This window comes from Micromonospora ferruginea (assembly GCF_013694245.2).
Classification (GTDB): Bacteria; Actinomycetota; Actinomycetes; order Mycobacteriales; family Micromonosporaceae; genus Micromonospora; species Micromonospora robiginosa.
Window position 1 is genome coordinate 637,749 of sequence record NZ_CP059322.2, and the last position, 22,121, is coordinate 659,869.

The 22,121-nt window shown below is 74.9% G+C and carries 18 protein-coding genes and 2 pseudogenes; 13 read left to right on the plus strand and 7 right to left on the minus strand.

Translation table 11 applies throughout. The features are described from left to right. Positions 1 to 13 precede the first annotated feature (13 nt). Positions 14 to 1,465, plus strand: a complete 1,452-nt coding sequence (gene yczR, locus H1D33_RS03100; RefSeq protein ID WP_181569496.1) for a MocR-like transcription factor YczR — start codon at positions 14 to 16, stop codon at positions 1,463 to 1,465. Positions 1,466 to 1,537: 72 nt separating this feature from the next. Further along, complete coding sequence (locus tag H1D33_RS03105; RefSeq protein WP_181569495.1) at positions 1,538 to 2,845, plus strand: low temperature requirement protein A; 1,308 nt, start codon at positions 1,538 to 1,540, stop codon at positions 2,843 to 2,845. Positions 2,846 to 2,927: 82 nt separating this feature from the next. Here the strand turns inward: H1D33_RS03105 and H1D33_RS03110 are convergent, their stop codons facing one another. From H1D33_RS03110 to H1D33_RS03120, 3 genes are all read right to left on the minus strand, one after another. After that, positions 2,928 to 4,754 carry an AMP-dependent synthetase/ligase gene (locus H1D33_RS03110; protein WP_181569494.1) on the minus strand — a complete coding sequence of 609 codons (1,827 nt, stop codon included), beginning with the start codon at positions 4,752 to 4,754 and terminating at the stop codon, positions 2,928 to 2,930. A 117-nt stretch (positions 4,755 to 4,871) separates the two neighbouring features. After that, positions 4,872 to 5,822 (minus strand): terpene synthase family protein, encoded by a 951-nt coding sequence (locus tag H1D33_RS03115; RefSeq protein ID WP_181569493.1) that lies wholly within the window; start codon positions 5,820 to 5,822, stop codon positions 4,872 to 4,874. 126 nt (positions 5,823 to 5,948) lie between these two features. Further along, positions 5,949 to 6,578, minus strand: coding sequence for a TIGR03085 family metal-binding protein (locus H1D33_RS03120; protein WP_181569492.1), 630 nt, complete (start codon positions 6,576 to 6,578; stop codon positions 5,949 to 5,951). 180 nt (positions 6,579 to 6,758) lie between these two features. Here H1D33_RS03120 and H1D33_RS03125 point away from each other — a divergent pair, with 180 nt between their 5' ends. Beyond that, a complete protein-coding gene (locus H1D33_RS03125) occupies positions 6,759 to 8,633 on the plus strand; it encodes an ABC transporter ATP-binding protein (RefSeq protein WP_181569491.1) in 1,875 nt (624 codons plus the stop codon). 55 nt (positions 8,634 to 8,688) lie between these two features. Next, positions 8,689 to 10,464 carry an ABC transporter ATP-binding protein gene (locus tag H1D33_RS03130; RefSeq protein WP_181569490.1) on the plus strand — a complete coding sequence of 592 codons (1,776 nt, stop codon included), beginning with the start codon at positions 8,689 to 8,691 and terminating at the stop codon, positions 10,462 to 10,464. Positions 10,465 to 10,536: 72 nt separating this feature from the next. On the opposite strand, the gene H1D33_RS03135 is transcribed toward H1D33_RS03130, so the two are convergent. The 3 genes from H1D33_RS03135 to H1D33_RS03145 are packed head-to-tail and all read right to left on the minus strand — an operon-like array spanning position 10,537 to position 12,646. Then, positions 10,537 to 11,172: a TetR/AcrR family transcriptional regulator gene (locus H1D33_RS03135; RefSeq protein ID WP_181569489.1), complete on the minus strand. Its 636-nt coding sequence runs from the start codon at positions 11,170 to 11,172 to the stop codon at positions 10,537 to 10,539. Beyond that, positions 11,169 to 11,924 (minus strand): ABC transporter permease, encoded by a 756-nt coding sequence (locus H1D33_RS03140; RefSeq protein ID WP_181569488.1) that lies wholly within the window; start codon positions 11,922 to 11,924, stop codon positions 11,169 to 11,171. The genes H1D33_RS03135 and H1D33_RS03140 overlap by 4 nt, the downstream gene beginning before the upstream one ends. Next, the gene (locus H1D33_RS03145; RefSeq protein WP_181569487.1) at positions 11,921 to 12,646 is read right to left on the minus strand and encodes an ABC transporter ATP-binding protein; all 726 of its coding nucleotides are present in this window, start codon (positions 12,644 to 12,646) and stop codon (positions 11,921 to 11,923) included. The genes H1D33_RS03140 and H1D33_RS03145 overlap by 4 nt, the downstream gene beginning before the upstream one ends. 107 nt (positions 12,647 to 12,753) lie before the next feature. Between H1D33_RS03145 and H1D33_RS03150 the strand changes: the two genes are divergently transcribed. The 5 genes and pseudogenes from H1D33_RS03150 to H1D33_RS03170 all read left to right on the plus strand — a co-directional run bounded on the left by H1D33_RS03150 (position 12,754) and on the right by H1D33_RS03170 (position 16,681). Then, positions 12,754 to 13,143, plus strand: coding sequence for a MerR family transcriptional regulator (locus H1D33_RS03150; protein WP_181569486.1), 390 nt, complete (start codon positions 12,754 to 12,756; stop codon positions 13,141 to 13,143). A gap of 163 nt (positions 13,144 to 13,306) precedes the next feature. Then, a pseudogene (locus H1D33_RS30245) lies at positions 13,307 to 13,882 on the plus strand (phosphoribosyl-AMP cyclohydrolase); the annotation flags it as partial. A gap of 243 nt (positions 13,883 to 14,125) precedes the next feature. Beyond that, positions 14,126 to 14,559: pseudogene (gene hisI, locus H1D33_RS03160) on the plus strand (phosphoribosyl-AMP cyclohydrolase). Continuing rightward, the gene (locus tag H1D33_RS03165; RefSeq protein ID WP_181569484.1) at positions 14,556 to 16,109 is read left to right on the plus strand and encodes an anthranilate synthase component I; all 1,554 of its coding nucleotides are present in this window, start codon (positions 14,556 to 14,558) and stop codon (positions 16,107 to 16,109) included. Before hisI ends, H1D33_RS03165 begins: the two are co-directional and overlap by 4 nt. After that, complete coding sequence (locus H1D33_RS03170; protein WP_181569483.1) at positions 16,106 to 16,681, plus strand: Trp biosynthesis-associated membrane protein; 576 nt, start codon at positions 16,106 to 16,108, stop codon at positions 16,679 to 16,681. The genes H1D33_RS03165 and H1D33_RS03170 overlap by 4 nt, the downstream gene beginning before the upstream one ends. On the opposite strand, the gene H1D33_RS03175 is transcribed toward H1D33_RS03170, so the two are convergent. Continuing rightward, on the minus strand, positions 16,674 to 16,949 hold the full coding sequence (locus tag H1D33_RS03175; protein WP_181569482.1) for a hypothetical protein: 276 nt from the start codon (positions 16,947 to 16,949) through the stop codon (positions 16,674 to 16,676). The two genes, H1D33_RS03170 and H1D33_RS03175, sit on opposite strands and share 8 nt — an antisense overlap. A 433-nt stretch (positions 16,950 to 17,382) precedes the next feature. On the opposite strand from H1D33_RS03175, the gene trpC reads away from it, so the two are divergent. The 4 genes from trpC to lgt all read left to right on the plus strand — a co-directional run bounded on the left by trpC (position 17,383) and on the right by lgt (position 22,111). Next, entirely contained in the window at positions 17,383 to 18,186 is an 804-nt protein-coding gene (gene trpC / locus H1D33_RS03180) for an indole-3-glycerol phosphate synthase TrpC (RefSeq protein ID WP_181572930.1), read from the plus strand. A 37-nt stretch (positions 18,187 to 18,223) separates the two neighbouring features. After that, positions 18,224 to 19,450, plus strand: a complete 1,227-nt coding sequence (gene trpB, locus H1D33_RS03185) for a tryptophan synthase subunit beta (RefSeq protein ID WP_181569481.1) — start codon at positions 18,224 to 18,226, stop codon at positions 19,448 to 19,450. Positions 19,451 to 19,454: 4 nt separating this feature from the next. After that, positions 19,455 to 20,258: a tryptophan synthase subunit alpha gene (gene trpA / locus H1D33_RS03190; RefSeq protein ID WP_181569480.1), complete on the plus strand. Its 804-nt coding sequence runs from the start codon at positions 19,455 to 19,457 to the stop codon at positions 20,256 to 20,258. Between the two features lie 560 nt (positions 20,259 to 20,818). Then, positions 20,819 to 22,111, plus strand: a complete 1,293-nt coding sequence (lgt, locus tag H1D33_RS03195) for a prolipoprotein diacylglyceryl transferase (protein WP_181569479.1) — start codon at positions 20,819 to 20,821, stop codon at positions 22,109 to 22,111. Positions 22,112 to 22,121: the final 10 nt, after the last annotated feature.

Below are 22,121 nucleotides of genomic sequence, written 5' to 3' on the forward strand. Positions count from 1 at the left end.
GGGAGGGGTGGCTATGACCAGTCAGGTCCGTGGTGTCCAATTGGCGCGCCTGCTCGGTCAGTGGCACGCCCTGCCCGGCCGCCGCCGCAGCCCCGACTACGTCGCGCTCGCCGGCGCCGTCCGGGGCCTGCTCGCCGACGGCCGGCTTCCCCTCGGGGTACGCCTGCCGGCCGAACGGGAACTGGCCGAGGCGCTGCGGATCAGCCGGACCACCGTCACCGCCGCCTACCGGGAACTGCGCGAGTCCGGCCACCTGGCCAGCCGGCGCGGGGCCGGGAGCTGGACCATGCTGCCCGGCACCCACCGGGTCGCCAGCACCGGCCTGTGGACCCCGCTCGACGACCGGGACATGATCGACCTCGGGGTCGCCGCGCTCTCCGCCCCGCCGCAGCTCGTCCCGGCCGCCCGGGCCGCCGCCGAGGACCTGCCCCGCTATCTCGGCGGCGCCGGCTACCACCCCACCGGCATCATCGAGCTGCGTGAGGCGGTGGCCCACGGCTACACCGTGCGCGGGCTGCCCACCAGCCCCGAGCAGATCATGGTCACCAGCGGCACGCAGCACGCGCTGGACCTGGTGCTCCGACTGGCGCTGTCGCCCGGCGGACCGGTGCTGGTCGAGTCGCCCACCTATCCCAACGCGCTCGCCGCGCTGGCGGCCCGGCGGGCCCGGATCACCACGCACGGGCTCTCCGACACCGGCTGGGACGCCGACCTGCTGCTCGGCAGCCTGCGGCAGACCCGGCCGAAGCTCGCGTACGTGATCCCGGAGTTCCACAACCCCACCGGTCACCTGATGCCGGCCGACCTGCGCGAGCGGCTGGTTGGCGCGGCCCACGCGGCCGGCGCCGACCTGGTGGTGGACGAGTCCTTCGTCGACCTGCCGCTGGACGGCACCCCGCTGCCGCCACCGGTCGCGGTCTTCGACCGGCACTCCCGGGTGATCAGCATCGGCGGGATGAGCAAGCCCTACTGGGGCGGCCTGCGGATCGGCTGGGTACGCGCCTCCGCGCCCCAGGTGCAGCGACTGGCCGCCGCCCGGGTCGGGGTGGACATGGCCAGTCCGGTGCTCGACCAGCTCGTCGCGGTGCACCTGCTCGCCCAGTCCTCGGTCATCGTCGCCGCCCGCCGGACGCAGCTCGCCGCCCAGCGCGACGCGCTGGTCGCCGCGCTCGCCGACCGGCTGCCCGACTGGCGGGTCACCGTGCCGCGCGGCGGCGTCACGCTCTGGGCCGAGTTGGACGGCCCGATCTCCAGCGCCCTGGCCCGGGCGGCCGAGGAGGTCGGCGTACGGCTGGCGCCCGGGCCCCGCTTCGGCCTGGACGGGACGCTGGAGCGGTTCCTCCGGCTGCCGTTCACGCTGCCGGCCGCCGAGCTGGTGGAGGCGGTCGGGCGGCTCGCCGCGGTCCGCTACGACCTGGACCGGGCCGGCCGCCCGCAGTGGCGGGAGCCGAGCGTCATCGCCTGACACCCGCGCCCGTTCCGGTGGGGATCGCGGGAACCGTGCCACCGGGCCGGGCACGCCCCGCAGACTGCCCGGGTGGGGAACCGGAGCGACGCCCGCTGGTCTCGGGCGTTACGAGCGGCCGCCCCCGGTTCCCGCACCACCCGGCTGGAACTCTTCTACGACCTGGTGTTCGTGTTCGCGTTCCTCAGCGTCACCACGCTGACCGCCACGGAGCTGACCCCGGTCAACCTCTACCGGTTCCTGCTGGTGCTGGCGCTGCTCTGGTGGTCGTGGACCGGGTTCGCCCGGGTGGGCAACGCCTGCCGCGCCGACCAGGGCCTGCTACCGCTGGTCGGGTTCGTCACCGTGGCGGCGACGTTCCTGCTGGTGCTCAGCGCCCCGGGCGCGTTCCAGGACCGGCCGGGCGGCCTGCCCGGCCCGCTGGTCTTCGCCGGCAGCTACTTCGTGATCCGGATGGCCCAGCTCAGCGTGTTCGGTCGGGTGGACCGCGCCGACCCGGTGCGCCGCCGGCGGTTCCTGCTGCGCCTCCTGGTGCCGGTGGCGGCCACCGCGCTGCTCGTGGTCGCCGGCACCGTACCCGGCCGGCTGCCCGAGGGCCGCTTCGCCGTCGGGTTGCAACTGGTGCTCTGGACGCTGGCCGTGCTGGTCGAGTACGGGGTCGGGACCACCGTGGCCTGGCACTGGTGGGTGGTGGTGTCGGCCGGGCACTGGGCGGAACGGCACGCGCTGATGGTGCTGGTCGCGCTCGGCGAGTCGATCATCGCGCTCGGGCTCGGCCCGAAGACCGGGCTGCCGCTGACCGGCCCGGTGGCGGTGGCCGCCCTGCTCGGCATCCTCGTGGTGGCGGCGCTCTGGTGGGTCTACTTCGACACCCTGGCGTTCGCGCTGGAGCAGACGCTGCACCACGCCCGCGACCGGTCCGCCCGGCTGCGGCTGGCCCGCTCGGTCTACACGTTCCTGCACCTGCCGATGACCACCGGGACCATCCTCTACGCGCTCGGCCTCAAGGATCTGCTGGCCGAGGTCGCCGACCCGGCCACCCCGCAGTGGGGGTGGCCGCTGGGCGGCTTCTGGGGCGGCGTCCTCTACTCCGGCGTCGCGCTCTACCTGCTCAGCATCGCCGGCTGCTGGTGGCTGGCGGAACGGGAGGTGCACCGCCCGCTGCTGGTCACCGTGGCGGCGTTGGCCGCGTCCGCCCCGTTCGCGTTCCGGGCGCCGGAGGTGGCCGCGCTGGGCGTGCTGGCCGTGCTGACCGCCGCCGGCGTGGCCTGGGAGACCCGCAGCGAGGACGGCCGCCGGCGGCGGGTGCGCCGGCTCGCGCTGGAGGAACAGATCGCCGCGGAGGCCGAGCAGAGCCGGTGGCGGCGGGAACACCTCTGACCGGGGTACGCCGGCCGGGCCGGTCCCGCGCGGGCCGTGCCCCGGGACGGTGGGGCACGGCCGGCGCGGCAGCCGGGACGGGCTACAGCTCGGCGAGCGTGCCCTCGTACATCTTGTCGATCTCGCCGGCGAAGTTGGTCTCCACGCTGCGGCGCTTGATCTTCAGCGACGGGGTGACCTCGCCGTCGGCGATGGTGAGGTCACGGGGGAGGATCGTCACCTTCTTGATCGTCTCCCAGCGGTTGAGCTTGGCGTTCAGCTCGGCGACGTAGCCCTCGACCATCTCCTGCGCCTCCGGCGAGGTGACGATGGTGGTGTAGTCGCTGCCCTCCAGGCGGGTGCCGGCGGCCCAGGCCTGGATCGCGTCCGGGTCCAGCGTCACCAGCATCGTGCAGTAGTTGCGGGCCTGCCCGATCACCACCGCCTGCGAGGTGTACGGGCAGACGGCCTTGAACACGCCCTCGATGTGCGACGGCGCGACGTACTTGCCGCCGGACGTCTTGACCAGGTCCTTCTTGCGGTCGGTGATGCGCAGGTAGCCGTCGTCGTCGAGGGTGCCGATGTCGCCGGTGCGGAAGAAACCGTCGTCGGTGAACGCCTCCGCCGTTTCCCCGGGCAGGTTGTGGTAGCCGCGCATGACCGGGCGACCGCGGACCAGGATCTCGCCGTCGGTGTCGATGCGGCACTCCAGGTCGCCCATGGCCCGGCCGACACTGCCGATCTTGAGCCCGTCGGGCGGGTTGACGAACGCGCCGGCGCTGGTCTCGGTGAGGCCGTACCCCTCGGAGATGGGCAGGTTGGCGGCGGCGAAGAAGGTGGCGATCTCCTGGCTCAGCGGCGCCGCGCCGGAGACCAGCACCCGCATCCGGCCGCCGAGCCGGGCCTGGAGCTTGCTGAACACCAGCTTCTCGGCCAGCCCGTACTTCAGTCGCAGCCCGGCCGGGACCGGCTTGCCGGCCTGCTCCAGCGCGACCTTCTCCTTGCCGACCGCGACCCCCCAGGCGAAGATCTTCGCCTTCGCGCCGCCGGCGGACTGCGCGGTGGTCACGGCCTTGTTGTAGACCTTCTCGAAGACCCGGGGCGCGCCGCACATCAGCGTCGGCCGCACCACGCCGAGCAGCTCGACCAGCTTGTCCACCCGGCCGTCGACGTAGGTGGGCAGGCCGACGTGGGTGGCGCCGCAGAGCAGCGTCTTGCCGAACGAGTGGGACAGCGGCAACCACAGGTATTGCAGGTCGTCGACGCGCAGCAGGCCCAGCTCGGCCTGCGCCACGCCCTCCCAGCACCAGCCGCCGTGCAGCAGCTCCACGCCCTTGGGCCGGCCGGTGGTGCCCGAGGTGTAGATCAGGGTGGCCAGGTGGTCCGGGCCGATGCCGGCGACCAGCCGGTCGACCAGGTCCGGCTCGGCGGCCAGCGTGGCCGCGCCGCGCTCCTCCAGCTCGGCGAGGGTGAGCTGCGGGACGCCGGCGGCCGGGTCCGCCGCGCCGTCGAGGAGCACCACGTGGGTCAGCGCCGGCAGCTCGGCGCCGGCGATCTTCGCCGCCTGGGCCGGGTTCTCCGCGAACAGCACGCGCGAGCCGGAGTCGGCGAGGATGTAGACCGCGTCCTCCGGCTCGGTGGTCGGGTAGACGGTGGTGGTGGCCCCGCCGGCGCACATCACGCCGAAGTCGGCGAGCACCCATTCCAGCCGCGTGTTGGCCAGGATCGCCACCGGATCCTCGAGGCCCACACCGAGCCCGTGCAGCCCGGCCGCGATCGCCTTGGCGCGCTGCCCGACCTGCTCCCACGTCAGCCAGACCGGGCCCGAGTCGTCCTGGGCGGGGTGGGCGAACGCGTGCCGGTCGGGGGAATCCGCCACGCGCTTGAGGAACATGTCCGGTACGGAACGGTACGGTACATCGAGAGCCATCGTGGTAGCCGCCTTCAGGGGTGGAGGGACGTGACGGGGGTCACGCCGGTCTGCGGTTACCGAAGAGTATTGCGTGCACCCGGGCAGCGGCTAGTGCCGAACGGTCGGGGGTGCGGCTCAGGCGTACCTGGCGGCGGCGCGGGACCAGTCGTAGGTGGCCCGCACCCAGTCCCGCCGGGTGGCCAGGAACGCCCTCGTCCCGTCGTCGGCGACCGCCACCAGCGCCGCGTCCCGCTCCGCGTAGGCGGCCAGCGCCGCGTTGAACCGGGCGGCCGCCGCGCGCAGCGCCGCCTCCTCGCCCTGCCCGGTCTCGCCGGCGATCGTGGTGACCAGGTTGTGCGTCGCCGGGGCGAGGCCGCGTTCCTTGTCGTACGAGAACAGGTCGTTGCACCAGCAGACCAGGTCGGTGGCGAGCGCGTCCAGCGCGGTCAGCGCCGGATCGGCCCGCCGGGCGGGACCGGAGCGCTCCGGACGGGCCAGGTCGGTCACCGTGAAGCTGGGGCGTACGCCGCCGGTGTGCCGGCGCATCTGCACGTACTCGGCCACCCCGGGCACTCGCCGGTGCTCCCGGTTCGCCGCCTCCCAGAGCAGCGCCAGCAGGTATTCCCGCAACTGGCTGACCAGGCGCAGCAGCAGCGCGGGCCGCTGCGCGTCGCGGACCCGCCGGCACAGGTCGTGCAGGGCCACCGCGAGCGGCCCGGCGCCGGTCGGCTCGGGCGCGGCCGGGTCGCCGTGCCGGTCGAGCACGGTCAGCAACGCCGCCACGGTGGGCGCCAGCCGGGTGGGATCGACGCCCAGGTCGTCGTCGTCGCAGGCGTCGTCCACCACGAACAGCCAGGTGATCAGGTCGGTGAGCAGGCGCAGGCCGGCCAGGGTCGACTCCGGGCAGGCCCGCCCGGCCAGCTCCGCGGCGTGCGCGCCGGCCAGCCTGCGCTGCCCGGCCGGATCACCGACCAGGCCGAGGTCGCGTACCCAGTCGGCGCTCTCCGCGGAGACCCGGTCCACGGCGGGGTGCCGCCGGGCCGGGAACGGTGGCTCGTGCAGCGCCGAGAGCGCGTAGCCGCGCATCCGTGCCCCCTGTCCGCCGTCCGTGGTCTCGACCGGCGGGCAGGAGCGTACGGCAGGGGGAATCGGTATCCATCGCTGGGATGTGCAATTTTCACAATGCGATTGTCATCGCCCGCGTACGCTCGGTCAGAACCCCAGCTCGGCGGCGCGCAACCGGTCCGCGGCCCCGGTCGGGCCGTCCACCTGCACCCGGGCCACCCGCTGCCGGCCGCTCAGGAACAGGATCAGCTCGCCCGGCGCGCCGACCAGCCGCAGCCGCTCGCCACCCCGGCCCACCCGGACCTCGCCGTGCCCCGGCGCCTGCACCAGCACCTCGGCGGGGAACCGCCGCAGCGCCATCCGCGCCAGCAGGCCGACCCGCTTCCAGAGCATCGCCTGCTGGCCGGTCGGCAGGTCGCGTGGATGCCAGCCGGCGCCGGCACGCCGGACGTCCTCGTGGTGGATGAAGAACTCCACCGCGTTGGCCAGCTCGTCGGTGAGCGGATTGCTCACCGGGCTCCACACCGGCGGGCGGCGGACCCGGCCGACCAGGTCGGCGTAGGGGCCGGCAGCGACCCGCAGGCGGACCGCCTCGCCGTGACCGCGCAGCGGCGGCAGCAGGATCCCGCCGGCCGCGTCCGGCCGGCGCTCCCGCACCAGCAGGTGCGCCGCCAGGTCACGGGTGGTCCACCCCTCGTTGACCGTCGGCGCGTCCGGTCCGAGTTCCAGCATCAGGTCGGCGAGCGCCTCGCGCTCCGCCCGGGCGTACCGCGGCATCTGCCGATCGTAGGCCCGATCCGGCCGATCGGCGCGGCGTGGCCGGTCACGACGGCGGTGGCCGGCCGCCGGCCCGCGGCGCGTGGGAACGTGACGGCGGACATATCCCGGCCGGTCGGCGGAGGTGGCGGCGAGCGGTAAGGATGGTGGAGATAACTGCGGCTTACGGCGGGGGAGAGCGTGGCGAGCGGGACAAGTCGGGACGTGCTCGGCAGGGGACTACGGGTGCTCGGCCGGGCGATCCGGGAACAACCCCGGATCTTCGCGGTGGCGGTCACCGGCAGCGTGCTCTTCGGCCTGCTCGTGATCGCCAGCGCGTACGTCGTCGGCGCGGTGGTCGGCGACGTGGTGGTGCCGGCGGTCGAGCGCGGCTCGGTGGCCACCGGTGCGCTCGCGCTCGCCGCGGCCGCGCTGTTCGGGATCAGCGTGCTGCGGGTGGTCGGCATCTTCGGCCGGCGGCTCGGCGCCGGCTACATGCAGTATCGGCTCCAGGCCGCCTACCGCCGCCGGGTCACCCGCCGCTACCTCGACCTGCCGCTGGCCTGGCACCACCGCAACTCCACCGGCACGCTGCTGTCCAACGCCAACTCCGACGTGGAGGCCGCCTGGTACCCGATCGCGCCGCTGCCGTTCGCGGTCGGCACGCTGGTGATGCTGGTCGGCGCCGTCGCCTCGCTGTTCCTCACCGACTGGGCGCTCGCCCTGGTCGGCCTCGCCGTCTTCCCCGCGCTGTTCGCGCTCAACGTGGTCTACTCCCGCCGGATGGCCCCCCGGCAGGCCCGGGCCCAGCGGCTGCGCGCCGAGGTCAGCGGCATCGCGCACGAGAGCTTCGACGGCGCGCTGGTCGTCAAGACCATGGGCCGCGAGTCGCAGGAGACGGCCCGCTTCGCCGCCCGCGCCGGCGAGCTGCGCGACGCGCTGATCTCCGTCGGCCGGCTGCGCGGAGTCTTCGACCCGATGCTGGAGACGCTGCCCAGCCTCGGCACGCTCGCCGTGCTGGTGGTCGGCGCGGTCCGGCTCCGCCAGGGCGCGATCACGGTGACCGAGCTGGTCAGCGTGGCGTTCCTGTTCACCGTGCTGGCGTTCCCGGTGCGGGCCATCGGCTGGGTGCTGGCCGAGCTGCCGCGCAGCGTCGCCGGCTGGGACCGGGTCCGCCGGGTCCTCGACGCCACCGGCGAGATGCCGTACGGCGAGGTGACGCTCGACCCGCCCACCCGCGCGCCGGCCACGCTGGGCTTCACCGACGTCCACTTCGCGTACGAGCCGGCCGAGGCGCACCTGCCCGGCGCCGAGGTGCTCGGCGAGGTGACCTTCACCGTGCCGGCCGGCAAGACGGTCGCCCTGGTCGGGCCGACCGGCGCCGGCAAGTCCACCATCACCTCGCTGGCCGTGCGCCTGGTCGACCCGCACACCGGCCGGGTCACGCTGGACGGCGTCGACGTGCGCGACCTGACCGCCGCCTCGCTCGCCGCCACCGTGGCGCTGGTGGCCCAGGTGCCGTTCGTCTTCGACGACACGGTCCGGGCCAACATCACGCTCGACCGCGCCGGCATCGGCGACGACGAGGTGTGGGCGGCGCTGCGGCTGGCCGAGGCGGACGGCTTCGTGGCCGCGCTGCCGGACGGGCTGGACACCATGGTCGGCGAGCGGGGCACCTCGCTCTCCGGCGGGCAGCGGCAACGCCTCACGCTGGCCCGGGCGATCGCCGGCCGGCCCCGGCTGCTGGTGCTCGACGACGCCACCAGCGCCGTCGACCCCCGGGTCGAGGCGGCCATCCTGGCCGGCCTGCGCGCACCGGCCGAGGGCGGCGCGCCCACGTCGATCCTGGTGGTCGCCTACCGGCGGGCCACCATCGCGCTCGCCGACGAGGTGATCTACGTGGAGCACGGCCGGGTGGTCGCCCGCGGCACCCACCCCGAGCTGCTGGCCACCGTGCCCGGCTACGCCGACCTGGTCACCGCGTACGAGCAGGCCGAGCAGGAGCGCGAGCAGAGCCGCACGTACGACGAGGTCATCCCGATGACCTCCGGCCTGGAGATCGAGGTGGACCGGTGAGCGCGAGGAGCGCAGCGAAGCGGAGCCCCGCAGTCGCGAACGAAAGGCGGGCCCGGTGAGCAGTGTCGCCGCCGAGGAGCGGACCGAGTCGACCTGGGGGACGCTGCGGCGAGGGCTGGCGCTCTCCCCGGAGCTGAAGACCGGGCTCGCCGGCACGTTGGCGCTGGCGCTGATCTACATGGTCGGCCGGGTGGCCGTGCCGGTGGCGGTGCAGCGCGGCATCGACCACGGCATCGTCGGCGGCCTCGACCTGGGCGTCATCTCGCTGACCGTGACGATCACCGCCGCCGTGCTGGTGGTCACCACCACCTGCGGCTACCTGATGATGCGCCGGCTGTTCACGGTCAGCGAGACCGCCCTGGCCGGCGTGCGCACCCGCGCGTTCCGGCACGTGCACGACCTGTCCATGCTGCACCAGCAGTCGGAGCGGCGCGGGTCGCTGGTCTCCCGGGTCACCAGCGACGTCGACCAGATCACCCAGTTCCTCCAGTGGGGCGGCGTGATCCTCATCGTCAACCTGGGCCAACTGGTGGTCACCACGGCGGTGATGCTCGCGTACTCCTGGCAGTTGACGCTCGTGGTGCTCGTCGCGTTCGCGCCCGCGGTGCTGATCATCCGGCTGTTGCAGCGCCGGTTGGCCGGCGCGTACGGCCTGGTCCGGCAGCGCACCGGCACGCTGCTCGGCGCGATCGGCGAGAGCGTGGTGGGCGCCCCGGTGATCCGGGCGTACGGGATCTCCGGGCGCACCGCGCGCCGGCTGGACGCGGCGATCGACGGGCAGCGGCTGGCCCAGCAGCGGGCCATCCGGATCAGCATCGTGGGCAGTTCGGTCGGTGAGCTGGCCGCCGGCCTGGCGCTGGCCGGCGTGGTGGTGGTCGGGGTGAGCCTCGGCGTCGACCGCACCCTGTCGGTCGGCCAGCTCACCGCGTTCCTGTTCCTGGTCACGCTCTTCATCCAGCCGGTGCAGATCGCCACCGAGGTGCTCAACGAGGCGCAGAACGCGATCGCCGGCTGGCGCCGGGTGCTCGACGTGCTGGACGTCGCCCCGGACGTGGCCGACCCGGGCGAGCAGGGCCGGGAGCTGCCGTCCGGTCCGCTCGACGTCCGCTTCGCCGGCGTGACGTTCGCCTACCCGGGCGGGCCGCCGGTGCTGCACGGCGTGACGCTGGACATCCCGGCGAAGAGCCGGGTGGCGGTGGTGGGGGAGACCGGCAGCGGCAAGACCACGTTCGCCAAGCTGCTCACCCGACTGATGGACCCGACCGAGGGCGAGGTGCTGCTCTCCGGCCTCGACCTGCGCCGGGTGCGTTTCGACTCGCTGCGCACCCGGGTGGTGATGGTGCCGCAGGACGGCTTCCTGTTCGACGCCACGGTCGGGGAGAACGTCCGCTTCGCCCGGCCCGACCTGACCGACGCGCGGCTCACCGCCGCCTTCACCGAGCTGGGCCTCGCCGACTGGCTGGACGGGCTGCCGTCCGGCCTGGACACGCCGGTCGGTGAGCGCGGCGAGGCGCTGAGCGTCGGCGAGCGGCAGCTCGTGGCGCTGGCCCGCGCCTACGTGGCCGACCCGGACCTACTGGTGCTGGACGAGGCGACGAGCGCGGTCGACCCGGCCACCGAGGTCCGCCTGCAGCGCACCCTCGACGCGGTCACCCGGGGGCGCACCACGCTGGCCATCGCGCACCGGCTGTCCACCGCGCAGGCGGCCGACGAGGTGATCGTGGTGGACCGGGGCCGGATCGTCCAGCGCGGCCCGCACGAGGAGCTGGTGCGCGACACCGACTCGGTCTACGCCCTGCTCTACGCGTCCTGGCTGGAACAGACCCGCTGATCGTGCGGGTCCGGCAGGGCTGGAACAGACCCGCTGATCGTGCGGGTCCCACAGGGGGCTGGAGCGGACCCGTCAGCGGGTCTGCTCCAGCGGGCCGGTGAGGTAGCGCTGGAGGGTCGGTCCGATCGTGGCGGCCAGCGTGTCCGGCGACGCGGACGCGACCGGCTCCAGGTGGATCACGTAACGCATCATGGCCAGGCCGGCGATCTGGGTGGCGACCAGCGCGCCGCGCAGCGGCACCTCGGCCGGGTCCAGGTCGAGCTGGGCGACCACCCGGCGCAGGATCTGCGTGGTCAGGAACTCCCGCAGCAGCCGGGCGGTCCACTGGTTGCTCACCGCGGAGCGGAGCAGGGCCACCGCGGCCACGCCCGCCGGCGAGTCCCAGACCGACAGGAACGTGCGGACCAGCCGCTCGCCGACCTCGTCCGGGCCGCCCGCCATGACCCGCGGCACCAGCGCGGCCGGGTCGACCGGGATCGCCATGGCGGCGCGGAACAGGTCCTCCTTGGTGCCGAAGTAGTGGTGCACCAGCGCCGGGTCGACCCCCGCGACGGACGCGACCGCCCGGATCGGCGTGGCGTCGTAGCCGCGCTCGGCGAACGCCTCCCGGGCCGCGTTCAGGATCGCCTCGCGGGTGTCCGGGTTGCCGGGCCGCCGCCCGGTGCGACGCGAGCGCGCCGGATCGGCGGCGTCGCGGCGCGGGGTCATCCGCTGCGCCGGCGCAGCGTCGCGGCGGCCAGCACCAGCGCGACCACCGCCGCGCCGGCCACGATCGCCACGTCGCGCCACATGGTGCCGGTCGGGTCGGCGTGCGCGCCGACCTCCTGGAGCGCCTCGACCGCGTACGACAGCGGCAGCGCGTCGCTGACCGCCTGGAGCCAGCCGGCCATCTGGTCGCGCGGCACGAACAGCCCGCAGAGCAGCAGTTGCGGGGCGACCACCACCGGCATGAACTGCACCGCCTGGAACTCGGTGCGGGCGAATGCCGAGCAGAGCAGGCCGAGCGCCACGGCCAGCACCGCGTTCACGCCGGCGATCAGCACGACCAGCCACGGGCTGCCGGCGGTGTCCAGCCCGAACACCTGGTAGGCCACCAGCGAGGCCACGGTGGACTGGAGCACCCCGGCCAGGCCGAACGCGATGCCGTAGCCGAAGAGCAGGTCGAGCTTGCCCAGCGGGGTGGTGAGCAGCCGCTCCAGCGTGCCGGTGGTGCGCTCGCGGAGCATGGCGATGCTGGTCACCAGGAACATGATGATGAACGGGAAGAAACCCAGCATGATCAGGGCGACCCGGTCGAAGGTGCTCGGCTGGCCGGGTGGGGTGGGCTGGTCGACGTACATGAAGTAGACCAGCGTGAGCAGCACGGCCGGGACCACGAGGAGCAGCGCGACGGTGCGCCGGTCGTGCCGGAGCTGGCGCAGGATCCGGCCGGTGGTGGCGGCCAGGATGCGACCGTTCATGACGTGGCCTCCGACTCGCCGTCGCGGATCAGGCGGAGGAACGCCTCCTCCAGGTCGTTCACGCCGGTGGCGGCGCGGACCGCGGCCGGGGTGTCGTCGGCGACCAGCCGGCCCTCGCGGATCAACAGCAACCGGTCGCAGCGCGCCGCCTCGTCCATCACGTGGCTGGAGACCAGCAGCGTGGTGCCGGCGGCGGCCATGGCGTGGAACCGGGCCCACAGGTCGGCCCGCAGGACCGGGTCCTGCCCGACCGTGGGCTCGTCGAGGACGACCAGCTCCGGGTCGCCGACCAGGGCGCAGGCGAGCGAGGCGCGGCTGCGCTGGCCGCCGGAGAGCGTGCCGACCAGTTGGTCGGCCGCGGCGGCCAGGCCGACGTCGGTCACGGCGCGGTCGGCCTCGGCGCGGCCCCGGCCCTGGAGCACGGCGAAGTAGCGGGCGTTCTCCCGGACCGTGAGGTCGGCGTAGACGCTGGGCGCCTGGGTGAGGTAGCCGACCCGGCGACGCAGCTCGGCCGAGCCGGCGGGCCGGCCGAGCACGTCGACCGTGCCGCCGCCGATCGTCTGCACGCCGACCACCGCCCGCATCAGCGTGGTCTTGCCGCTGCCGCTGGGCCCGAGCAACCCGGTGACCGTGCCCCGGGGGACGTCGCAGCTGATGCCGTGCAGCACCCGCCGCCCACCCCGGTCGACCACCAGGTCACGGACCGACACCGCGCCGTCCATGACCGCCTCCGACAATTCGTCAACCGTTGAAATCAACGCTAGATGAATTCCTTCCGCCGGGCAATGGCGGTTGACTTCGAGTGGGCTCGAACTGGAAGCCTGGTCGGGTGGACATCGGTATCCGGGAGAAGAGCCTCAGCGTCGGCGAGGCGGCCGAGCGGGTCGGCCTCACCACCTACACGCTGCGCTGGTACGAGCAGGAGGGCCTGGTCGCCCCGGTCGGGCGGGACTCCGCCGGCCGCCGGCGCTACACCGAGGCCGACGTGAGCTGGCTGTTCCTGCTCACCCGGCTGCGCCGCACCGGCATGCCGGTGCGGGACATGCGCCGCTACGCCGAGCTGGCCCGGCAGGGCGACCGCACGCTCGGCGCGCGCCGGGCGCTGTTCGAGGCCCACCGGGTACGGGTGCTGACCCGGATGGCCGAGCTGACCGAGGACCTGAAGGTGCTCGACCACAAGATCGACGCGTACCGGCGCGCCGAGGAGGAACTGGGCTGAAGTCGCCCGCAGCGGACACCCGGTCCGCCATCGGTCATTGCGCCGAAGATCGGACTTCCGGCACCATGTCGCGGTGGGTCCCGCTTCGTTGCCCGAGTCCGGATTCCTCGACGACTGGGCCGCCCGCCTCCGGCAGGCCGCGGACCGCCCGGTCGTCGGGATCATGCTGCGTGGCAGCCACGCCCGGCGGGCCGCCACCGAGCACAGCGACGTCGACGTGGACGTGCTCGTCGCGGCCGACGACGACCGGCCCGCCTCGTCGACCCGCCCCCGCCCCACCGACCCCTACGCCGCGCGACGCGCCTACCTGACCGAGTTCGACGGCCGCCTGGTGCACGTCTCGGTGGCCTCCCGCGACGTCCGCTCCTGGGTGCACCGCCTCGGCCAGCCCGCCGACTGGGCGTTCGGGCTCCCGGTCACCGCGCCCGCCCGGCTGCTCTGGGCGGTGCCGGAGTGGCGCCGCCGGATCGACCTGCCGGTGCTCTGCCAGCCCGCCGACGAGCCGCGCCTGGAGGAGTTGATCGCCACCCTGGGCAAGGTGGCCGGCGCCCGCTTGGCCGGCGACCCGATCGGCGTCCGGTTCGCCGCCGCCGACCTGGCCCGGCTCTGCCCCTCGGTGCTCCGGCTGGCCAACCCGTCGGTCCGGGTGGTGTCCCGGCGGGCCGCCCTGACCGCCGCGCTGGACCTGCCGGTCGCGCCGCCCGGCTACCGCGCCGACATGCTGCTCTGCCTCGGGCTGCGCGCCGGCGACCCGACCGAGGTCGGCGCCGCCGCCGGGCGCCTGGTCACCGGGATCGTCCCGCTGGTCCGCCCGTACGCCGACGAGGTCACCGCGGTGGCCGGCGCCGACCTCGCCGAGGCGCTGGCCGACGGCCGGGTGGACCGCTACCTCGGTCAGCTCGCCCGCGCGCTGCACGCGGTGCCGCCCGTCACCCGGGACGCGACTTCGGTGCCGGCCCCGCGTGCGGGAGAATGGTCAACCGTGCCCGCCTCTGACGCGCCGGTGACCGGCGCACCCACCCGCCCCGGCGGTGCCCCGGCCCCGGCCCGGCCCGCCCCTCCCGGCTCGACCCGGCCATCGCGGCCAAGCTGCGCCGCGGCCCGGACGGCCTCGTCGCCGCCGTGGTCCGCGCGCACGACTCGGGTGAGGTGCTGATGGTCGCCTGGATGGACGACGAGGCGCTGCACCGCACGCTCACCACCGGCCGGGCCACCTACTGGTCCCGCAGCCGCAGGGAGTACTGGGTCAAGGGCGCCACCTCCGGCCACCACCAGTACGTCCGCTCGGTCGCGCTGGACTGCGACGGCGACGCGCTGCTGGTCAGCGTGGAGCAGGTCGGCGCGGCCTGCCACACCGGGCACCGCACCTGCTTCTTCACCGACCTCCCGGTCAGCTCGCCGGAGGTGACCCCGTGACCGACGGCGCCGTCACCCCGGGCCGGTCCGGGTTCGCCGAGCTGGCCGCCCGCTGGCGGGTCGTGCCGGTCACCCGGCGGCTGCTGGCCGACGCGGAGACCCCGGTCGGGGTCTACCGCAAGCTCGCCGGCGGTCCCGGCACGTTCCTGCTGGAGTCCGCCGAGCAGGGCGTCGGCTCGGCCGGCACGGCCTGGTCGCGTTACTCGTTCATCGGCGTCCGCAGCGCCGCCACGCTCACCGAGCGCGACGGCGAGGCGAGCTGGACCGGCGCCCCGCCGGCCGGCGTGCCCGCCTCCGGCGACCCGGTCACCGTGCTGCGGGAGACCGTCGCCGCGCTCGCCGGCCCGGCCTGGGACCCGGGCGGGGACATGCCGCCGCTGACCGGCGGCCTGGTCGGCTACCTCGGCTACGACCTGGTCCGCCGGTTCGAGAAGCTGCCGGAGCTGACCGAGGACGAGCTGGACGTGCCCGAGCTGGGCATGATGCTCGCCACCGACCTGGTGGTGCTCGACCACTACGAGGGCTCGGCGATCCTGGTCGCCAACGCGGTGCTGCCCCCGCCGGACGCGCCCGACCGGCCGGAGCGGGTGGCCGCCGCCTACCACCACGCGGTGGGCCGGCTGGACGCGATGACCACCGCGCTGTCCCGACCGATCCCGCCCATGGTCGCCACGGTCGGCCGGCCGGGCGTGGGCGAGGTGACCAGCCGGACGCCCGACGGCGGCTACCCGAAGGCGGTGGAGGCGGCCAAGGAGGCGATCCGGGCCGGCGAGTGCTTCCAGATCGTGCTCAGCCAGCGCTTCGAACGCGCCACCGACGCCGACCCGCTCGACGTCTACCGGGTGCTGCGGACCACCAACCCCAGCCCGTACATGTACCTGCTGCGCTTCGACGGCTTCGACATCGTCGGCTCGTCGCCGGAGGCACACCTCAAGGTGAGCGCCGGCCCGGACGGGCGACGCCGGGCGCTGCTGCACCCGATCGCCGGCACCCGGCCGCGCGGCGGGTCGGCCGACTCCGACGCCCGGCTCGCCGCCGAGCTGCTCGCCGACCCGAAGGAACGCGCCGAGCACGTCATGCTGGTCGACCTGGGCCGCAACGACCTGGGCCGGGTCTGCCGCCCGGGCACGGTGCAGGTGCCGGAGTTCGCCACCATCGAGCGCTACAGCCACGTCATGCACATCGTCTCGACCGTGGTCGGCGAGCTGCGCGACGACCGCACCGCGTTCGACGCGCTGGCCGCGACGTTCCCCGCCGGCACGCTCAGCGGCGCGCCCAAGGTGCGGGCCATGGAGATCATCGAGGAACTGGAGCCGGTCCGCCGCGGCGTCTACGGCGGCACCGTCGGCTACTTCGCCTTCGGCGGCGACCTGGACATGGCGATCGCCATCCGCACCGCGCTGATCCGGAACGGCCGGGCCTACGTGCAGGCCGGTGCCGGGGTGGTGGCCGATTCCGATCCCGCCGCGGAGGACCAGGAGACCCGGAACAAGGCCGCCGCCGTGCTGGCCGCGATCGCCGCCGCCGAGACGTTGCGGCCGGCCCGATGAGCGCGCCGGTCACCGCCGCGGCCGGCCGGACCGCCGCCCGGGGCCGGCGCGAGCTGGCGTACGCGGTGCTGCTCTGCCTGGCCGGGGCGGGCCTGGCGGCGTGGGCGGTGACCCGGGGCTGGTCGGTGGAGCCGAGCGCGCGCGGCGCGTTGCCGGCCGGGCAGCGGACCCGCACCGGCGCGGACCTGCTGCCCTGGGTGTCGGCGCTGGCCTACGTCGGGCTGGCCGGCGGCGGCGCGGTGCTGGCCACCGGGGGGCGGCTGCGCCGGTCGCTGGGCCTGCTGCTCACCGGCGTCGGGCTGGCCGTGGCGGTCGGCGGCGGCGTCGGGCTGACCGAGGCCGGGGTGAGCCGGCAGTGGCCGGCGCTGGTGCTGGCGGGTGGCCTGGCGTTGGCGACCGGCGGGGCGTTCACCACGGCCCGCGGCGCCGGGTGGCCGGCGATGGGCGCGCGCTACGAGCGGCGGCCGGCGGGGCCGGCCGGGTCCGCCGACGCGGACCGGCCGGCGGTCGAGCGGGGCACCCGGGACGCGTGGGACGCGTTGGACCGGGGTGAGGACCCGACGGTCAGCTGACCGGCTGCGCCTCGCGCGCCTCGCGGCGCTCGCGGGCCGCGGCCCGGGCGGCGGTCAGCTCGGCCACCAGCCGCTCCAACTCGCGACGCTGGGCGGCCCGGGCCCGGTCGGCGCAGACCGCCTCCCAGGCGTTGCCCCGGGCGGTACGCGTCCGCCCGTCGCCCGCCGCGGCGCGTTCGAGCGTGTGCACCACCCCGACGGCGAGCGAGGCGACGGTCCGGGAGATGGTCGTCAGTCCGAGATTCTGGTTCGGCCCGTTGGCGCTCATGGTTCACCCCACACGAGATCGTTTTGGTGACGGTCGGCAGCCGCCTCGACGAGTCTGCCCGAGGACGATGCTGCCGGTCTCACGTTTCGTCGCCGTGAAGCACAGGTCAACGGTCCGGCAGCGGGTGCGACCTGGGCAGGGCCGGAGGTCCTTGAGCTTGGTCACAGCCGACCTGCGGCGCGCGCCCGGCCGTGGTGAGATAGGGCATGGGCGGCGGTCGATGCATCAGGTGGCGCTGCGTGACACCGCGTTCACCGGAAGTCGGCCATCATGCCACAGCCCATGTGGTGAGGTGCGCCATACCCCCCGGCACGTGTCGCCAGGTGGCGCCCCCTAGCATCGGCCCATGACGCCCGGAGAGGGGAGTCCGTTGGTGACTGCTGAGCATGCGCACGCGGAGGGGGACGACGCCGGAGCGGCGACGTCCGCAGGCGTGCTCGACGAGATCCTGGCCGGCGTGCGTGAGGACGTCGCCCGGCGGCAGGAGCAGATTCCGCTGGAGCGGATCCGTGAGCTGGCCGCGGCCGCGCCGCCGCCGCTCGACGCGTACGCGGCGCTGCGCCGGCCCGGCGTGGCCGTGATCGCCGAGGTGAAGCGCTCGTCGCCGTCCAAGGGACGGCTGGCCGAGATCGCCGACCCGGCCGACCTGGCCGGCGACTACGCGGCCGGTGGCGCGCGGGCGATCAGCGTGCTGACCGAGGGCCGCTGGTTCGGCGGGTCGCTGGACGACCTGGCCGCCGTGCGGGCCGCGGTGAACGTGCCGGTGCTCCGCAAGGACTTCGTGGTCTCCAGCTACCAGGTGCACGAGGCCCGCGCGCACGGCGCCGACCTGGTGCTGCTGATCGTCGCCGCCCTGGAGCAGAACGCGCTCATGGGGCTGCTGGAGCGGATCGAGTCGCTGGGCATGACCGCGCTGGTCGAGGTGCACACCGAGGAGGAGGCGGACCGGGCCCTGGAGGCGGGTGCGCAGGTGATCGGTGTCAACGCCCGCGACCTGCGTACCCTGGAGGTCGACCGCTCGGTGTTCGAGCGGATCGCGCCCGGCCTGCCGAGCAGCGTCGTCAAGATCGCCGAGTCGGGGGTGCGCGGTCCGCACGACCTCATCCGGTACGCCTCGGCCGGCGCCGACGCCGTCCTGGTGGGTGAGGGCCTGGTCACCCAGAAGAGCCCGCGCGAGGCGGTCGCCGAGCTGGTCAACGCCGGTAACCACCCGGCCACGCCCCGCCCGGTGCGCTGAGCCGCGCCGGGTCACCCGATCCGAGAGGACGCCCGCGATGAGCGCCGCACCCGCAGCCGGCCAGGTTCCCGACTCCGCCGGTCACTTCGGCCGGTTCGGCGGCCGGTTCGTCCCCGAGGCGCTGGTCGCCGCGCTGGACGAGCTGGACGCGGCCTACCGGAAGGCGATGGGCGACGACGAGTTCCTCGCCGAGTTCGACGCCCTGCTGCGTGACTACGCCGGCACGCCCTCCGAGCTGTACGAGGCCCGGCGGCTCTCCGCCCAGGTGGGGGCGCGGATCCTGCTCAAGCGCGAGGACCTGAACCACACCGGGGCCCACAAGATCCGCAACGTGCTCGGTCAGGCGCTGCTCACCAGGCGGATGGGCAAGCGCCGGGTGATCGCGGAGACCGGGGCCGGGCAGCACGGCGTGGCCACCGCGACCGCCGCCGCGCTGTTCGACCTCGAGTGCGTGGTCTACATGGGCGAGGTGGACACCGAGCGGCAGGCGCTCAACGTGGCCCGGATGCGCATGCTCGGCGCCACCGTGGTCCCGGTGACGGCCGGCTCGCGCACGCTCAAGGACGCGATGAACGAGGCGATGCGCGACTGGGTCGCCAACGTCGAGGACACCCACTACCTGATCGGCACCGCCGCCGGCCCGCACCCGTTCCCCGAGATGGTGCGGGACTTCGTGCGGGGCATCGGCGTGGAGGCCCGCCAGCAGTGCCTGGACCTGACCGGCGCGCTGCCGGACGCGGTCGCGGCGTGCGTCGGCGGCGGCTCCAACGCGCTGGGTATCTTCCACGCCTTCGTGCCCGACGCCGACGTGCGGCTCTACGGCTTCGAGGCCGGCGGCGAGGGCGTGGCGACCGGCCGGCACGCCGCCAGCATCACCGGCGGCTCGTCGGGCGTGCTGCACGGCACCCGCACGTACGTGCTGCAGGACGCCGACGGCCAGACCATCGAGTCGCACTCGATCTCGGCCGGCCTGGACTACCCGGGTGTCGGGCCGGAGCACGCCTGGCTGCACGACGCCGGCCGGGCCACCTACCTGCCGGTCGACGACGCCGAGGCGATGGCCGCCTTCGAGCTGCTCTGCCGCACCGAGGGGATCATCCCGGCGATCGAGAGCGCGCACGCGCTGGCCGGCGCCCGGCGGATCGCCCCGGAGCTCGCCGCCGAGCTGGGCCGCGAGCCGGTGATCGTGGTCAACCTCTCCGGCCGGGGTGACAAGGACGTGCACACCGCCGGGGCGTACTTCGGCATCCTCGACAAGGAGTGACAGCGTGAGCCGCATCGGGGTCGCGTTCGACAAGGCCCGGGCCGACGGGCGGGCAGTGCTGGTCGGCTGCATGCCGGCCGGGTTCCCGACCGTCGAGGGCAGCATCGCCGCCATGACCGCCATGGTGGAGGCGGGCGTCGACGTCATCGAGGTGGAGATCCCCTACTCCGACCCGGTGATGGACGGCCCGGTCATCCAGAAGGCGAGCGACATCGCGCTGGCCGGCGGCGTGCGCACCGCGGACGCGCTGCGCATCGTCGAGGCGGTCGCCGCGACCGGCGCGTCGGTGGTCACGATGACCTACTGGAACCCGATCGAGCAGTACGGCGTCGACGCGTTCGCCCGCGACATGGCCGCGGCCGGTGGCACCGGGCTCATCACGCCGGACCTGATCCCGGACGAGGCCGCCGAGTGGCTGGCCGCCTCCGACGCGCACGGCCTCGACCGGACGTTCCTGGTGTCGCCGTCCTCCACCGACGCCCGGCTGCGGATGACCGTCGAGCACTGCCGGGGCTTCGTCTACGCCACCGCGATCATGGGAGTGACCGGCGCCCGCGCGCAGACCTCCGAGGCGGCGCCGATCCTGGTCTCCCGGCTGCGCGGGGTCACCGACCTGCCGGTCGGGGTCGGGCTGGGCGTGGGCACCGGTGCGCAGGCCGCCACTGTCGCCGGCTACGCCGACGCGGTGATCGTGGGCAGCGCGCTGGTGCGGACCGTGCTCGACGCGCCGGACCAGGCCGCCGGCCTGACCGCCCTGCGCAAGCTCAGCGCCGAACTCGCCGAGGGCGTCCGCAACCCGGCCCGCTGACGCTGCCGTCCTGCGGACGCAGTCCCGCCGGCCGCCCGCCCGCCGTCCTGGTCGTGCTGTCCGGGTCGTGCTGTCTCGGTCGTGCCGTCCTGGTCGGGTGGTCCGTCGGTTGTCGGCGTCAGTCGGGTGCGGCGTTCGTCGGGGTGCGGCGCGTTCCCGACACCGATCGGCTGCCCGTGGCCGGCTGCGACTGCCTTTGGAGCTGAGTCGTCGGTGATATCGACCTGCCGCGCCTCGGACGGCCGACACCCGGCCCGGCCCGGCCCGGCCCGGCCCGGCCCGGCTCGGCCCGGCCCGGCCCGGCTCGGCCCGGCCCGGCCCGGCTCGGCCCGGCCCGGCTCGGCCCGGCCCGGCTCGGCCCGGCCCGGGTCGGGTCGCCGCGGTGCGGCTTGACCGGCCGGCCGTGGTGAGTCGTTTCTGACGTCAGCTCGACAGGCATCGGCCACGGCACTCCGGGCCGCCCGGGGCGAACCGGCTCCGGGCCCGTCGCCGCCCCGACCCGCGCGGCGGAGCGGCCCGGGGTGCCGCGCACACGGTCCGCACCGGTACCGTGTGCACCCGTGACCCTCGCCCCGATGACTCCCCTGGCGGCCATGCCCAGCCCCAGCACCGCCGTCTGGCAGCTCGGTCCGGTTCCCATCCGGGCGTACGCGCTCTGCATCATCGCCGGCATCGTGGTGGCCTGCGTGGTCACCGAATACCGGCTGCGTCGCCGCGGCGTCGCTCCCGGCGCGGTGCTCGACATCGCCGTCTGGGCGGTGCCGGCGGGCATCATCGGCGCCCGGATCTACCACGTGATCACCTCGCCGGAGAAATACTTCGGCGACGGCGGTCAGCCGCTCAAGGCGTTCGCCATCTGGGAGGGCGGCCTCGGCATCTGGGGCGCGGTGGCCGGCGGCGCGGTCGGCGCCTGGCTCGCCGCCCGGCAGCTCGGCATCCCGCTCACCGTGGTCGCCGACGCGCTGGCCCCGGGCCTGCCCCTGGCGCAGGCCGTGGGCCGGTTGGGCAACTGGTTCAACAACGAGCTCTACGGCGGGCGGACCAGCCTGCCGTGGGGGCTCGAGGTGCACGTGATGGACCCGGACCACCCGGGTCACGCGCTGCGGGACGACGCCGGCAACCCGGTCCTGCAACCGGGGCTCTACCATCCGACGTTCCTCTACGAGCTGATCTGGAACCTCGGCGTCGCCGCGCTGGTGCTGGTCCTCGACCGCAAGCTGCGGCTGGGCCGGGGCCGGGCGTTCGCGCTCTACGTGATGGGCTACACGGCGGGCCGGTTCTGGATCGAGCTGATGCGCACCGACGAGGCCAACCACATCCTCGGCGTCCGGCTCAACGTCTGGACCGCGGCGCTGGTCTTCCTCGGCGCGCTCGCCTACTTCGTCCGGGTGCGCGGGCCGCGGGAATACCTCGTCCCGCTGGGTGAGCCGACCGTGCCGGTGACGCCGTCCGGCGACGTGTCCCAGGTCGACCTCGCCGCCCGCGAGGGCGGGGCGGCGACGGTGGCGCCCGAGGGCTACCGGGTGGTGACCGAGGAGCAGTTCCACACGTACCGGGAGACCGGCGCGCTGCCACCGACGGAGCCGGCAGCGGCCGACGGCACCGAGCGGGACGCGGTCGACGGCGCCGAGTCGACCGACCGGGACCCGACCGACGACGCCGACCCGATCGGCCGGGAGTCAACCGGACGTGCCGTGGACGGCGACGGACCCGGCCCGGACGCGACCGGCGACGGCGTCGCGACCGGCGACCGTGAAGGGACCGGCGACCGCGCCGCGACCGGCGGCGCGAACGCGGCCGAACCCGCCGGTCGGGCGGACGCCGACGGGCGCCCGGCGGACCGGGACAGCTGAGCGGGGGAGC

Bases quoted from the DNA above. Each gene is read 5' to 3' on its own strand.
- H1D33_RS03170 (WP_181569483.1), top strand. From the start codon at position 16,106: ATGAGCGCGCCGGTCACCGCCGCGGCCGGCCGGACCGCCGCCCGGGGC.
- trpB (WP_181569481.1), top strand. From the start codon at position 18,224: ATGAGCGCCGCACCCGCAGCCGGCCAGGTTCCCGACTCCGCCGGTCAC.
- H1D33_RS03110 (WP_181569494.1), bottom strand. From the start codon at position 4,754: ATGGCTCTCGATGTACCGTACCGTTCCGTACCGGACATGTTCCTCAAG.
- H1D33_RS03135 (WP_181569489.1), bottom strand. From the start codon at position 11,172: ATGACCCCGCGCCGCGACGCCGCCGATCCGGCGCGCTCGCGTCGCACC.
- yczR (WP_181569496.1), top strand. From the start codon at position 14: ATGACCAGTCAGGTCCGTGGTGTCCAATTGGCGCGCCTGCTCGGTCAG.
- H1D33_RS03175 (WP_181569482.1), bottom strand. From the start codon at position 16,949: ATGAGCGCCAACGGGCCGAACCAGAATCTCGGACTGACGACCATCTCC.
- H1D33_RS03115 (WP_181569493.1), bottom strand. From the start codon at position 5,822: ATGCGCGGCTACGCGCTCTCGGCGCTGCACGAGCCACCGTTCCCGGCC.
- H1D33_RS03140 (WP_181569488.1), bottom strand. From the start codon at position 11,924: ATGAACGGTCGCATCCTGGCCGCCACCACCGGCCGGATCCTGCGCCAG.
- H1D33_RS03120 (WP_181569492.1), bottom strand. From the start codon at position 6,578: ATGCCGCGGTACGCCCGGGCGGAGCGCGAGGCGCTCGCCGACCTGATG.
- H1D33_RS03145 (WP_181569487.1), bottom strand. From the start codon at position 12,646: ATGGACGGCGCGGTGTCGGTCCGTGACCTGGTGGTCGACCGGGGTGGG.